At 41.8% G+C, this 13,073-nt stretch carries 18 protein-coding genes; 8 read left to right on the top strand and 10 right to left on the bottom strand.

The features are described from left to right. The coding region (locus tag A4E24_RS06730) for a DEAD/DEAH box helicase (protein ID WP_292352518.1) at nucleotides 1–889 on the top strand (889 nt) is incomplete at its 5' end. A 95-nt stretch (nucleotides 890–984) separates the two neighbouring features. Here the strand turns inward: A4E24_RS06730 and A4E24_RS06725 are convergent. Next, the gene (locus tag A4E24_RS06725) at nucleotides 985–2,046 is read right to left on the bottom strand and encodes a hypothetical protein (protein WP_292352517.1); all 1,062 of its coding nucleotides are present in this window, start codon (nucleotides 2,044–2,046) and stop codon (nucleotides 985–987) included. An 873-nt stretch (nucleotides 2,047–2,919) separates the two neighbouring features. Between A4E24_RS06725 and A4E24_RS06720 the strand changes: the two genes are divergently transcribed. Next, on the top strand, nucleotides 2,920–3,204 hold the full coding sequence (locus A4E24_RS06720) for a ferritin family protein (protein ID WP_292352516.1): 285 nt from the start codon (nucleotides 2,920–2,922) through the stop codon (nucleotides 3,202–3,204). Between the two features lie 12 nt (nucleotides 3,205–3,216). After that, nucleotides 3,217–3,489, top strand: a complete 273-nt coding sequence (locus tag A4E24_RS06715; protein ID WP_292352515.1) for a ferritin family protein — start codon at nucleotides 3,217–3,219, stop codon at nucleotides 3,487–3,489. 124 nt (nucleotides 3,490–3,613) lie between these two features. On the opposite strand, the gene A4E24_RS06710 is transcribed toward A4E24_RS06715, so the two are convergent. From A4E24_RS06710 to A4E24_RS06700, 3 genes are read right to left on the bottom strand one after another with little or no spacing between them, the layout of a single operon-like run. Then, nucleotides 3,614–4,381, bottom strand: coding sequence for an alpha/beta fold hydrolase (locus A4E24_RS06710; protein WP_292352514.1), 768 nt, complete (start codon nucleotides 4,379–4,381; stop codon nucleotides 3,614–3,616). Beyond that, a complete protein-coding gene (locus A4E24_RS06705; RefSeq protein ID WP_292352513.1) occupies nucleotides 4,359–5,639 on the bottom strand; it encodes a radical SAM protein in 1,281 nt (426 codons plus the stop codon). The genes A4E24_RS06710 and A4E24_RS06705 overlap by 23 nt, the downstream gene beginning before the upstream one ends. 18 nt (nucleotides 5,640–5,657) lie before the next feature. Next, complete coding sequence (locus A4E24_RS06700; RefSeq protein WP_292352512.1) at nucleotides 5,658–6,404, bottom strand: hypothetical protein; 747 nt, start codon at nucleotides 6,402–6,404, stop codon at nucleotides 5,658–5,660. Between the two features lie 222 nt (nucleotides 6,405–6,626). Here A4E24_RS06700 and A4E24_RS06695 point away from each other — a divergent pair, with 222 nt between their 5' ends. Beyond that, nucleotides 6,627–7,958 carry an erythromycin esterase family protein gene (locus A4E24_RS06695; protein ID WP_292352511.1) on the top strand — a complete coding sequence of 444 codons (1,332 nt, stop codon included), beginning with the start codon at nucleotides 6,627–6,629 and terminating at the stop codon, nucleotides 7,956–7,958. A gap of 60 nt (nucleotides 7,959–8,018) precedes the next feature. Here the strand turns inward: A4E24_RS06695 and A4E24_RS06690 are convergent, their stop codons facing one another. Continuing rightward, entirely contained in the window at nucleotides 8,019–8,435 is a 417-nt protein-coding gene (locus A4E24_RS06690; protein WP_292352510.1) for a VOC family protein, read from the bottom strand. 179 nt (nucleotides 8,436–8,614) lie between these two features. Between A4E24_RS06690 and A4E24_RS06685 the strand changes: the two genes are divergently transcribed. Next, nucleotides 8,615–9,265: a YggS family pyridoxal phosphate-dependent enzyme gene (locus tag A4E24_RS06685; protein ID WP_292352509.1), complete on the top strand. Its 651-nt coding sequence runs from the start codon at nucleotides 8,615–8,617 to the stop codon at nucleotides 9,263–9,265. A 777-nt stretch (nucleotides 9,266–10,042) separates the two neighbouring features. Here A4E24_RS06685 and A4E24_RS06680 read toward each other — a convergent pair. Then, on the bottom strand, nucleotides 10,043–10,240 hold the full coding sequence (locus A4E24_RS06680) for a hypothetical protein (protein WP_292352508.1): 198 nt from the start codon (nucleotides 10,238–10,240) through the stop codon (nucleotides 10,043–10,045). Between the two features lie 229 nt (nucleotides 10,241–10,469). On the opposite strand from A4E24_RS06680, the gene A4E24_RS06675 reads away from it, so the two are divergent. The 3 genes from A4E24_RS06675 (at nucleotide 10,470) to A4E24_RS06665 (ending at nucleotide 11,568) form a co-directional block, all read left to right on the top strand. Next, on the top strand, nucleotides 10,470–10,682 hold the full coding sequence (locus A4E24_RS06675; RefSeq protein ID WP_292352507.1) for a hypothetical protein: 213 nt from the start codon (nucleotides 10,470–10,472) through the stop codon (nucleotides 10,680–10,682). A 40-nt stretch (nucleotides 10,683–10,722) separates the two neighbouring features. Further along, entirely contained in the window at nucleotides 10,723–11,148 is a 426-nt protein-coding gene (locus A4E24_RS06670) for a DUF3795 domain-containing protein (RefSeq protein ID WP_292352506.1), read from the top strand. Between the two features lie 114 nt (nucleotides 11,149–11,262). Beyond that, complete coding sequence (locus tag A4E24_RS06665; RefSeq protein WP_292352505.1) at nucleotides 11,263–11,568, top strand: hypothetical protein; 306 nt, start codon at nucleotides 11,263–11,265, stop codon at nucleotides 11,566–11,568. A gap of 54 nt (nucleotides 11,569–11,622) precedes the next feature. Here A4E24_RS06665 and A4E24_RS06660 read toward each other — a convergent pair whose 3' ends face one another. The 4 genes from A4E24_RS06660 to A4E24_RS06645 all read right to left on the bottom strand — a co-directional run. Then, a complete protein-coding gene (locus tag A4E24_RS06660; protein ID WP_292352520.1) occupies nucleotides 11,623–11,853 on the bottom strand; it encodes a ferredoxin in 231 nt (76 codons plus the stop codon). Nucleotides 11,854–11,990: 137 nt separating this feature from the next. Continuing rightward, a complete protein-coding gene (locus A4E24_RS06655; protein WP_292352504.1) occupies nucleotides 11,991–12,359 on the bottom strand; it encodes an iron chaperone in 369 nt (122 codons plus the stop codon). Between the two features lie 25 nt (nucleotides 12,360–12,384). Further along, nucleotides 12,385–12,864 (bottom strand): SRPBCC domain-containing protein, encoded by a 480-nt coding sequence (locus tag A4E24_RS06650; protein WP_292352503.1) that lies wholly within the window; start codon nucleotides 12,862–12,864, stop codon nucleotides 12,385–12,387. Nucleotides 12,865–13,007: 143 nt separating this feature from the next. Next, on the bottom strand, nucleotides 13,008–13,073 hold a 66-nt coding region (locus A4E24_RS06645; RefSeq protein ID WP_292352519.1), incomplete at its 5' end, for a 4Fe-4S binding protein.

Below are 13,073 nucleotides of genomic sequence, written 5' to 3'. Positions count from 1 at the left end.
TCCCACACGAGAGCTTGCAAATCAGGTTGCTGAAGAGATGAACAAGCTTTCAAGGTACAGAGAGATCAAGATATGCGCTATATTTGGAGGGCAGTCTATCGAAAGGCAAATGAAGGCCCTGAAAAAAGGTGTTCATATTGTCGTTGGTACACCCGGAAGAATAATGGACCACCTTGAGCGCAATACTCTGAAGCTTGATGCTGTAAAGATGGTTGTGCTGGATGAAGCCGATAAGATGTTGGATATGGGATTCAGAGAAGACATCGAAATTATTCTTGAAAAAGCTAATGATAAGAGACAAACGATCCTCTTTTCCGCGACCATGCCCAAACCCATTATTAAACTGACAACAAAATATCAGCGGGAACCATTGTTGATAAAGACCCAGCCGAAAAATGTTAATGTATCTCAGATCGAACAATTCTATCTTGAAACTAAAGGCAGGCCCAAGCATGAGATATTGTGCCGGGTAATGGACAGTTATGATATGAAATCATCTTTGGTGTTCTGCAACACTAAAAAAGGTGTGGATGAACTGGTAGTCAATCTCAGAAGAAAAGGATATCTGGTCGATGGATTACATGGTGACATGAGACAGAAGCAAAGGGATGATGTAATGTCCAGCTTCAAGAAAGGGGAGATCGAAACTCTTGTGGCTACGGATGTGGCTTCCAGGGGAATAGATGTGAAGAACATCGAAGCTGTGTTCAATTACGATATTCCGCAGGATACTGAATCCTATATTCACAGGATAGGCAGGACCGGAAGGGCCGGTAAAGAAGGGCGGGCCTTTACGTTTGCTGCTGGCAGGGAAATATACAGGATCAAGAACATACAAAAGCATACAAACACTGTGATCCGCTGCAAAGAACTGCCTTCTGCTGCATAAAGCATCTAACAGTTATTGGTATTGAAATGTCCCTTGTTGTGTATATCAAGGGATATTATAGTTCTTTTTAAGTTTGTAGAAATGTGTAAAAGCATTCATATCAGCCTTTCCACAATGGCAATGACAATTTCAAGGGCTATAAGAACTATAACTATCCACTCCAGGAAGTAGGAATGCTGGATACGGACCTCTGCGGAAAGCATGGAATAGTTGTCCCTGATCACTTCGATCTTGTGGCTAACGCTATCACTCCACTGGCTACTGCGTAGCATTTTTAATACAGAGGCATAGACTCTGGCATAATAAATGTCCTCTGTTACTTTGATAAGGTTGTTTACCTTTTCTGTAATTTCAGATATCTCGGTGTTGTTCTGCATCAGCTGTATCATGATCAATCTATACTGATGTCTTCTTTTAAACGGAGGAAGTTTATCTGCAAGCACGATGTCATCGTACATTTTCCAAATCTGGCGGCTCAGCTCCCTGTCGTAGTAGCGCAGTTCGAATACCTGCACATTCGCAAATTCAATGAGATCTAAAAGATCGGTGGGACTGTCCTGATTGCAGAGCAGGGCTGAACCCCAGGAAAGTATTGCAAGGTCTTCTTTGGTATAGCTCTGTGTACCTTTGAGGATCTCCTCTCTCATCTGAGCGGAAAAATCCCTTTTTTCACCTGCAAGCAGGGGCAATGGATCTATAGATCCGTCCATCCAGTCCATGAGATATATGGTATAGTCTTCAAAGAAATCCGGGTTCAACGCAAAGCCTCTTATGTGCGGCTTGAGCATCTCAGTGAGTGTCTTAAGGTGCGACAGAAAAAGATCGGAAAGACCTTCCTGTTCTGCAAAAAGCAGCGCAGTGTCTTCCAGGAGAGTAAAATCAGATTCTGGTCTTTCAAAAACTAAACAGAGACTTATTGCCCCTATATCAAAGATGCGGGCAAATACTGTGAATTCAAAGGTACTGCCCGCCTTTTCCACAGTGGAACGGCCCATCCTTATCAAAAGAGGCGGTACATCCATTATAATTGACTTTGGCTTTACACGCCGGAAACTTGTCCTGGCAATAAGGAAACTTTCCGAGAGTTCCTTTTCCAGCCAGTCCAGATCTATTTCCAGTCCTATATCATAGATCCTGTAAAACCGAAGTGCTATCAAGGGCCTTAATCTCCTGCAGAGAGCATTAAATTAATTACATGAGTGCATTTGTTACTATCTAGAATATGTTATCCACATAGATACAGGCATCGGTTAGAACGGGAAAAGAGTAATATTTTTTTATTCACACCTTGCAATAACAAAGCGATGACTTCCAGATATTTGTGCTGCTTAGACAGTATATACGTAATATTAAACATATGTGATCATTTATTAGTAGCGTATTCATTTAATATTTAATGTAGAAGTGATTAAATATAAGAAGGTCATATTTTTGTTTGCATTCCGGAATTGCTGCAATGCGGAAACAGAACCTCCTACGGAGCATGCACCAATAATGCACGAGAAAACAAAAAAACAAAGGATGAAATTGGGAACTCCAGTTCAGGGTGATATATGGGATCATCTGTGCCCTGAACTGGATACCACTATAAGCATAAGGAAAAGGGCTGAAGCACCGTATTCTGTTCGGTTATGCTTGTTGTGCTCATCGCATGATTTTTAGCAGCTTCCTTATATTACAGCCTTATATTATCAGACCCGAAACCAATACAAGGGCAACGATCATGAGCAAATAAGTGGCCAAAACAACAGCCACCCTCTTCACCCGATTTTTACTTTGCATACCTACCACAATTAAAACCACTATATATACATATATAAGTCTTTCTTATTTTGCTTAAAAGATCCATTTTGCAAATGGTATTTGGTCCTTTGTATCAGATCCGGATACATCTCCTTTGCTTATTCTTCAGGCAAGCATGCTTCTTTTTCATTTAATTCTGCGTAATCAATAAATAGTGTAAAGAACACTCATTTATTTTGAGTGGGAAAATAGCTACTTCATAGTGTAGCAGGCGGTGATCTTTGATAATGTTATCCAGAATACCAATCGTATTGGACAAGATAAAACAAAACGATCTGAATAAAGAGATCCTCAGAGCTGCTATTATTGCTGAAATGGATGCTATCAGCCTGTACGAGCAAATGGCAGACCTGACAGATAACGATGAAGTAAGAAGAGTACTGCTGGATGTGGCAAAAGAAGAGAAGACACATGTTGGGGAGTTCCAAGCATTGCTCCTTGAGCAAGATGAAGAGCAGATGACAGAATTAGAAGCTGGCAAAATGGAAGTGGAAGAAGAGCTGCGGAAATAAGGAGGAAGATCTTTGTTTTCAAAGGCACCAATAAACTTTGAAAGGAGCAGTAAGGAAGATATAGATAAGGAAATCCTGAGAAGCGCCATGATAGCCGAACTTGATGCGATAAACCTCTACGAAGAAATGGCCGCTCTTACGGATGATGAGAAACTCAGAAAGATCTTGCTTGACGTTGCCAACGAAGAGAAGATACACGTGGCCATGTTCGAAACTGTGCTTATGGAAGTGGACAGAGAGTATCTAAGAGTGATGGCAAAATATGCATTGGCGAGAGACAGATGAGAGAGAGGCGTATGATATTCTGAAGGGCATTGTAGGAGACATGGGCAGATGGAAGTATCCAACTTCTATATTTTATCTTCAAATAAGATAGTACAAACAGTGGAATAATGCACGCAGATAAATATTACGCCGAATTCAGATATTTAAAAACTACCTTGTTAAACATATCGTGCTGTTCAATAGAGCACACATGTCCGCAATTATCAATTATTTCCACCTGAGAATTGCGTATTTTCTTACTGTATTTTAAAGTGTCCTTTAAAAAAAGATAGTCTTCATTTCCTGAAACATACAGGACTTTAATATTATCATTTAACTCATTTAGCCAGCTTAAACTTTTTGTTGTTTGCGGAACAATATCCAGCCATTTACAAAACTCGTCATAACCTAATTTCTTCGCTTCATTCACAAAGATAGCCCGTGATTTCCTATGGTTCTTCTTAGGCATTATGATATAAGCAAAAAATCTATAAAGGACCATGTAATTGATGATCCCTTTAAAAGTTATTGCCAGGAAAAGCAAAAACCTTGTTTTCAAATTGAATTTGAGGATCCCCCCACCCATGATCAATGAATGGACTTTTTCCGGATATAGTACGGCAAATCGTAAGCATATCAATGAACTAAAGGAAAAGCCCAGGAAATGAGCTTGTTCAATTTTATAGTGATCTAATGTACTATTTATAAGCTTACAGACCTTATCCAGGTCCAGATCCTCATTTTCATTCCTCTTGTGCATTTCCAGCACAAGCAGGTTATAGTGTTTTGAAAAGAAATCTATTTGTTTTTTCCAGGTCCTTGCACTACCTCCAAAACCATGGACCATTATTATCCAGTGATCTGGATCGTTCCTGTAGTAAACTTCGGCATCAAATATCTTTTCTTCTGCCATCTGTTATTCCTTTCTTAAAAGTATGATACTTCATGAATCTGGGAAAGTTTTTCTGAACGTGCTCCGGCATTTTTCTGAACAGCTCCTCTGACATTCCTTCCCACTCTCTGGCCCTCTCAAAACTCTTCATTGCCAGAGCCTCAGCGGATTCCGGATTGGCCAGATGTGTCGACCTTGCCCCGCTGGCATTGACCACATCGATGATGGCCTGAGGATTATCGATCAACGGGCAGGGTCTCAATGGATTTTGTGAGAATGGCTGTGCATTTCTAAAGGCAGTGAAGAATTTAGACCTAAGGGCTTCTGCAAGCGATACCTCGTATATGTTCGAATCAGAATAATGACAGAATGCACAGGGCTCCACATCACCCTTGGCATTTATATGGACAAAACCAACACCTGCGCCGATACAACCGAAAGAGAGATGACCGTTGTTCCAGAAATCTATGATCACATAGTCATGTTTTATACAGTAATCCCTGATCCGTTCCTGTACGTATGCTCTTTGCTCTGCAGTGCATACCAAAGAAGTGTCCGCATTGCTCCCCACAGGGATATACTGGAACAGCCAGCCGAACCAGGCACCTTTTTGACGCATATGGTCGAGGAATTCATCACTGGCTATGGTCTTGTAGTTCTTTGAATGATAGCAGGAAGAAAAAGCAAATGCAATACCTCTGGACCTTAAAATATCCATAGCCTCGATCGCTTTATCATAAACACCCGTTCCTCTTCTGAAATCGGTTTCTTCTTTTGTTCCTTCAATACTTATGAAGACATTCAAATTACCCAGTGCAGCCATTTCGTCAGCAAACTTTTCATCGATCAAAGTTGCATTAGTGAATGCTCCGAATGTCATTTTACTATGTTCTTTGCATAATTTCAGAATATCGTCTTTCCGGAGTAAAGGTTCACCGCCTGTCATTAAACAGTCCATGATCCCTAACTTTTCAGCCTGGTACAATATGTCGTCAAACTTCTCGTAAGATATATTGTGACCGTTTTCATAATCGTGAGACCAGCACCCTTTACACTTCAGATTACAGTTGCTGGTCGGGTCTACCAGAAGGACCCTGGGGACAGAACATTTGTTTTTAAATCCATTATATAGCTCTTTCAGAGTAATGAAATTGCCCATGGTCAAATGCGTTGTGATCCCTTTTGCAAAAAAGAATTGCTTACTCCTGTAGATGTAAGCTTTATGATGTGGAAAAGGAGGTATTTCCTCTCTTTTTCCGTTGATCATCAAATATTTCAATTTCAACCCCCTTAGATCTTACTTTGCAGTTACGGATACTTTTTGTGGAATAACTCCATCAAATACGAACTCTCCCTCAGAATTAGATGTGAGGCTGGTTATTTCAAGCCCAGGGACAACCGTATAGATACGAGGGAAGTATTCTTCCATTGTGTTTACGCTGTCCTCTTCCAGATATTTATCCGGGAGTGATACAGCTCCTAAATTGAATTTTTCGGGATCTCCGCTTAGCTGATTGTTCGTAACGCTGATGCGCCCTTTACTATAAATGTTCAGTGTATCAGGCAGCGGAATGGGAACGTCGTCTGCAACATCTGAATATAGATCGGTCTTAAGTCTCTTTATGTCAGCTGTGCTCGATCCTTCCATGGTACCATCAGGCAGGACTTTTACCTGAAGGTCATCGAACCACCAGAACCCCGGGGCAAGCTCATTTAATAAAGCAGTAGCCTCCTCATTAGTTAAAGTGAATTCTTTTCTTTCATATTCTGAGAATTCAAAATTGTAATCATGGATCGATTTCTTTTCACCGTTGTCTTTATATTGTTCTTTATACTCTTCCAGTGCTTCTCCGGTCAAACCTTCGTATTCGACCTGAATACCGGTTTTTTCCAGAGCGCTGACGTAATCCTCATGAGTATATTCAACCCCCAGGTCTTTAGGTCCGAATAATGAAAAGCTTGCATAGACCCAGGATACACTAGCTAAGATCAATACAAATACTACTAAGAATATATATTTTATTTTTCCCTTTTCGCTGCCCATTGTATTACCGCCATTATCGTGCAATTATTATAATAGTCTATATTCTATTCTATTTAAAATAATACCCTAAATACAAATGGCGAAAGCCATCAATTCACCCATCAGATGCAACAATATTTATACAAAGTGTCGGTATTTTAATATAATTGCAAGATTTTTATTTTAGGATCAAAACCTAAATTATTAAATAAATCGATAGAATTACTGATCGGTATTGAGAAAATGGAAAAAAGATCATCTGTACAGAGAGATCCCAACCCTGCGTATACTACCCTTAAAGATTGGGTCTTAAAAGAAGCCATTCCCGTTTCCCTCGATCCGTCCGGAGCTTTCACCTCCCCCATTGACAAGATCATCGCCTCACTTGATGATGCGGTAGAGTTGGTAGGCTTTGGTGAAGCGCTCCACGGCGGCGAGGACATTCTGGTACTCCGCAACCTGTTATTCCAGCGCCTTGTGGAAAAGCATGGTTACAGCGCCATCGCCATCGAGAGCAGTTTCCCCAGAGCGCGTGTAGTGAATGAGTACATAGCTGGCCGAGGACCGGTGTCTTATGAAGAAATAAAGGAAGTAGGATTTAGTCACGGTTTCGGGAGCTTAGAGGCAAATCGTGAACTTGTGGAATGGATGCGGGAATACAACGCTGACCCTTCCCATCAAGTCAAGCTCCGGTTCTACGGTTTCGATAGCCCTACGGAAATGATGTACGCGGACAGCCCAAGGCAGGTCTTGCTTTTTGTACTGGACTACCTCACTTCGATAGATAGCATCAGCGGCAACTATCATAAAACCCGGATAGAACCGCTTCTGGGCAATGGTCCTGAGTGGGAGAACCCTGCCGCAGCCATGGACCCGACGTTGTCGGTGGGTCTGTCACCAAGTGCCACTGAGCTTAGAATCGAGACGGAAGATCTCATATCAGAACTAATGGAACGGCGTCCCGAATTGGTAGCTGAGAGCGATGAAAGTCAGTACCTGGGAGTAGTACAATATGCCATGCTGGCTCGGCAGTTGCTCAACTATCACGGTGTATTGGCCCGGGACTCCGAAAACCGGCTGGTCAGGCTTCTCGGCATCCGTGATGTAATGATGGCAGAAAATCTGCTGTATATAGTATCCCGTGAGCGATACAGAGGAAAAGTGTTGGCTTTTGCTCACAACAGCCATCTGCAGCGGGGAAAGGCCCACATGCAATTGGGTCCTCACGCATTAACATGGTGGCCGGCTGGATCCCATCTCAACGAGATGTTCGGTCCACGCTACGTAGTCATCGGTTCTGCAGTGGGTCTTTCTGACGATAATGGCATCATCCAGCCCGAACATGGCACTCTCGAAGCATTGCTGGGGGATTTGCCCGGACCGATTAGTTTCATCCCAACACACAAAGCCCACGGGCTTCCAGCTCCGGAGATCGCAGCTCTTCCGATCCGCTCTGGCAGCATGAAGAACCCGACCTACTTCGCACTAACTTCTCAATGTTTCACGGATTTTGACTGGCTGGCTTTCCTGCGTTCAACATCATATGCCAGAGGAGGGCCACCCCTACACCGATAGAACAAAAAAAGGTTGCTTTATAGCGTATAGATAAACATGTAAAAGCATAGATGCATCTTTTCATTCCCAGTCATGATGGAATTGCCAGGCAATACCGAACTTATCGGTCACCATGCCGTACAGTTTGCTCCAGAACGTTTCCTGAAGGTCCATTACCACAGTGCCTTCAGCTTTGAGTGCGTTGAACATTGACCTTATCCTATCCATATCCTTACTGATAATTACAAGGCCGATATTGTTCCCGAGGATAAAAGGCATACCTGGGGGAACATCTGAGAACATCACTGTGCTTCCCTCTATCTCCAGAGCAGTATGCATTACCAGATCCTTTGTTTCTTCCGTTATCGGAAAGTCCATATCTTCTGGTGCATCCCCGAATGACATGATCTCAGGTTTAGCTGCTCCAAAGACCTTTGTGTAATATTCCACAGCTTCCCGGCAGTTCCCATTAAAATTTATGTATGGCTGTACAGGCATTTTATTCACTCCCATCAATAAGATCGGATACATTGATAACTGGAACCTGCCCGATTAAATAATTTATCCGACACTTAAAACCAATGAAGCGAACCAAACGAGCTTTTTATATCAGACCCCTGCATTTAGTTCATATAGCTGCGAGCGAATCATTAACTAAGATCTCTTTGGGTGTATGAATGACAGTTTATCAGAATGTAAAGGCCGTCCTCAAAGAGCTTGGAAATACAAAGCTTGTCTGTGTCACCAAGACGATCGATGCACAAAGAATAAATGAGTCCATAAGGGCTGGAGCCACCATCATAGGAGAGAGCAAAGTTCAGGAATATGAGAGTAAATGTGATGATCTGCTACCCTGTGAAAAGCACTTCATAGGACATTTACAGTCAAAAAAGGTAAAAAAAGCCGTTCAGCTCTTTGATGTGATCCAGTCAGTAGATTCCCTGAAGCTGATACAGGACATCAATAAGAAAGCCTGGGAACTTGGCAAGGTACAGAAGATCTTCCTGCAGATCAATATCGGCAAAGAGCCCCAGAAATTCGGCTTTGCGGAAGATGAGATAGCACAGGTAATCACAGAGATCCATGGATTCAAAAATATTAATGTGGCGGGACTCATGTGTATCCCTCCTTTTGATTCCCCTGAGCAAACAAGGTCATGTTTCAAAAGGATGAAAGCCCTGTTCGATGAAATGCAGCAGACTTACCAGGAAAATGTCGATATTCAGGAACTTTCAATGGGTATGTCCAGCGACTACAGGATAGCCATCGAGGAAGGAGCTACCATGGTGAGGATCGGTTCTTCAATATTCGGAGATAGAAAATACTGAAAAAGCCCTGTACTTTGAAAAACCACAAGGACTCTGAAAAAGATCATCCAGGCATAGACAGGGGACTTCATATAGAGATAGGACTGAACAGTTTTCAGAAAACATAAAGCAGAGGTTTATAAAGGATTACCGTTTTTCTTGACAGCTCCACTACAGTGAGGCTGTATAAACTCATCTACTAAAATGCTTAATGAATAATTGTTTATTCTTTTATCCGTATATGAGTCTCTGTCCATTAAGCCCACCGTTTTTCACCGACTAACCTTCGGTTAAGGCTTATTATAGAACTGATACTATATAAAAATATTCATAATAATATATGTAACAGTAAATAAAATTATATGGCGATTCTGTATTAAATTATCTTGCTACAAGTATGAAGTTTGATACAGATAGTTCATATTATTGTCCGAGAAGATGGACTACATCAAAAAAACACATGCTTTTTGTATAAGCTTTCATGGACCTGCAGTAACAGGCCACGTAACGAAAAGATCGCTCATATGATAGAATTACTTTCACCTTGCTAAGCCTATCTTCTTAAACGTGCAGGATCTAGATCATTGTGTACACTGGCGTTAAGGTGTACATCTCTAAGCAGGGGCATCCGTACAACATGCTCCTGCTGACCCCTTCTGAAAAATGCTCCGTTAGTTGTAGTTGTAGATGATGTATCCAGCAAGAATATACCTGGATACATCAACCAAAAAAATTAAGTAATATCTTAAAGCAGCAACTTTTTAGTGACCGATGCGGAAAATGTCTCATTGACCATTTTCACTGGATGCTTGCATAGCCCTCATAAGATTCATGTTTCTGAACATCTGCAGAGAATGTATCCGTCAGAACACGATCTTCTTTATGCCTTGCTAAAGCAAAGCCCATGAAAGACAATCCAATTCCCAGATAAGAATGCTCAGCAATGATCGATCCAATTGCTGCTGCAAGGAATAATGACCAGTATTTTTCAAACATACTACGAAATCACCGTTATGATATATAAACAAAATTTTAATTAACAATCGTTTGAATATTTTATAATGATTGATAATTAGCATATACTTTATACAAAAACATGCGCAACGGATCAGAGCGGAAGCGCATCTCCGATATCTGCAGATGCACTATCGTTAACTGAGAGGCTTGCAGAGATAATGTTTTTAAAAGTTAAGACTCAAATACCTTTGAAGTTCCCAATAAGTATATGACAGGTGGCACCAAAAAGGAACTAGTGGGTTGCAGCAAAGCTGATTTCGGCCAGATAATCTCAAATATCTATGAATTCTGGGGCAGTGACAGAACATTGCATTTGCATCATACCATGCTGATCTATGAATTCGGACATTGCCCAGGAATTAAAGCCATAATGTTGTTCTGGATTATAATGGCCCTGGGGAGCATCGGGTTGTTTTTATGAAACATATATGAAAAAGGATATTAACAAAATCTGAGGTGCAATGCATCCAATAAATATCGATAAGTCCTTGATAGCCCCATGTGGTATGAACTGCGGGATCTGCATGGCTTACCTGCGAAATAAGAACAAATGCAACGGGTGTAGGGCAATAAACACATGGAACCCGAAAACAAGAGTAGAATGCAAGATAAAAAACTGCCAATCACTGAATGCACATGGATTGGAGTACTGTTATCAATGCAATCAATATCCCTGTACGCTGATCAAACACATTGATAAGAGATACAGAGCCCGATACAATATGAGCATGATCCAAAATCTAAACGCCATAAAAGACAATGGGATTGAAGAGTTCATAAAAGCGGAAAATGAGAAATGGAAATGCAAAAGTTGTGGCGGAGTAATTAACGTGCACAAAGATATTTGCAGTACTTGTGGGAAACAGAGAAACACTGAATCAGGATAACAGGTAAAGGCAGAGAACCTCCGTTCATCCTGCGTTCCAGCCCGGGCCAATACTTTACATATCAAAGACTCTGCCGCAAGGGTTTCTGGCCTGAAGTGGGTGGGTTCTGGACGGTTGCCCGAAAACACACATTGTATCGTCTGCAGGATAAAGAACTGTGAAGCACTGAAGAAAACATCTGCTAACTACTGTTTTTCCTGTAAAGGGTTTCCCTGTGCAAGACTTAAACAGCTTGATAAACGATACAAGACAAAGTACGGGATGAGCATGATCGATAACCTGAAAAGGATAAAGGAAACCGGGATAGATAATTTTATGGTTATCGAAAATGAAAAATGGACCTGTGAAAAATGTGGGGATATAATCTGTGTGCATACATGGAAATGCACTAAATGCGGATATCAGGTGAAATTACCATGATACATGATATGGAGGTTAATAGTGGTCTTATTAGTTCAACAAGATATGCTAGGATTATCCGTCATTTCCTATGGCATCAACAGGACAAGCGCCTAATGCATCTTCACAAAGGTCCTTTTCCTCATCAGTTTCAGGCTGCTTGAAAACATACGCCTGTGGCCTATCATCATCCATTTTGAAATGATCCGGAGCCGTGTCCACACATAATTCACATGCTATACATTCTTCATCTACATAATACGGGCCCGGAACATTTTCAGCAACTTTAATGGTTTTGTCTGCTATATTTCACTCCCCCTTGAATGAATGATTGATTTACATTTGAATTGCATAGTATTTAAGGCAAATACAGTAAAAAACGCTGTATTTCAAATGTGATGCCATAATTCAGATGAATGAGATGACGGCTGCAAGCTTCAACATCATTTGGTTTTCTCATTTTCCTCGATCCGTGCCTTTACGAGCTTTTTTACAAGGGCCGCAGGAAGCGGTTTATTGACCGGAAAGCGGATAGTACCCTTGGCGATATCGTAGGACTTCAGTTCGTCCTTGTACATCTCCATGACAGCAGGGCTCATAACATAAAAGCTGCAGTGATTAGGAAATGCCGCGAAGGCTACGAGGGGACCTTTGTACTTGAAGGTAGGTATCTGGTAACTAATGCCCTCAGTTGCATCAGGAACTATTGCCTGGATGAGCTTACGAAGCTTCAGAAGTGTGGCACGCGCGTCTTGTGGAACTGTGGCAAGGTAATCATCCACAGTCTCATGTTTTGCAAGAGATCTTGTCATATATCCTTAGTTCTTTTATATTCATTTATCTCAGGCTTTCAGCGAGCTTGTCAAAGGATTCGTTCCAGCCCTGTGCTGTCGCATCCTTCATTGCACCTGAAGGGAGACCTGCATGTAGCAGGGTCATCTTTGTTTGGCCATCATGCTCTTCAAAAGTTATAGTGATCCGTAATTCTAACGGGAAATCGTCTCCCATGTCGTAATACGTTGCCGGGACAACATTACCGTCCTCATCAGCAAAGGAATCGGTGCATACGATCTTCGCCGGAGGGACGAGCTCCAGGTACACGCCAGTGCTCCAGAAGTCTTCGCCATCAGGTGAGAGCATGCAGAAAAGATATGAACCACCTATGCGCAGGTCTATCTTGCAGATAGGCGATGTGAAACCTTGTGGTCCCCACCAGCGCATCACTCGCTCAGGCTCTGTCCATTCCTTCCATAAAAGGTCACGTGGAGCATCAAAGACGCATGTGATGGTTAATTCATTTTCATCTGCCTTTGCCATCTGGTAACCCTCCCTTGATCTATTTTTAGTGTTGTCCCTTTATTTTCCGGCAGTCCTTTCCTCAAATAGAGATCAAATCCAATAGCATAGAGTTTACACTCTCCCGACCGGTCCGGAATAAAAATTAGAAAATCCCAGTGAGCTCAGTCCAGTGAGAGCGCTTCGACCGGGCATACGTCTATGCACTGTCCGCAATCAACGCATAAGTC

Source organism: Methanomethylovorans sp. PtaU1.Bin093 (genome assembly GCF_002067275.1).
GTDB lineage: Archaea > Halobacteriota > Methanosarcinia > Methanosarcinales > Methanosarcinaceae > Methanomethylovorans.
This window is presented reverse-complemented; position numbering and strand designations above follow the sequence as displayed.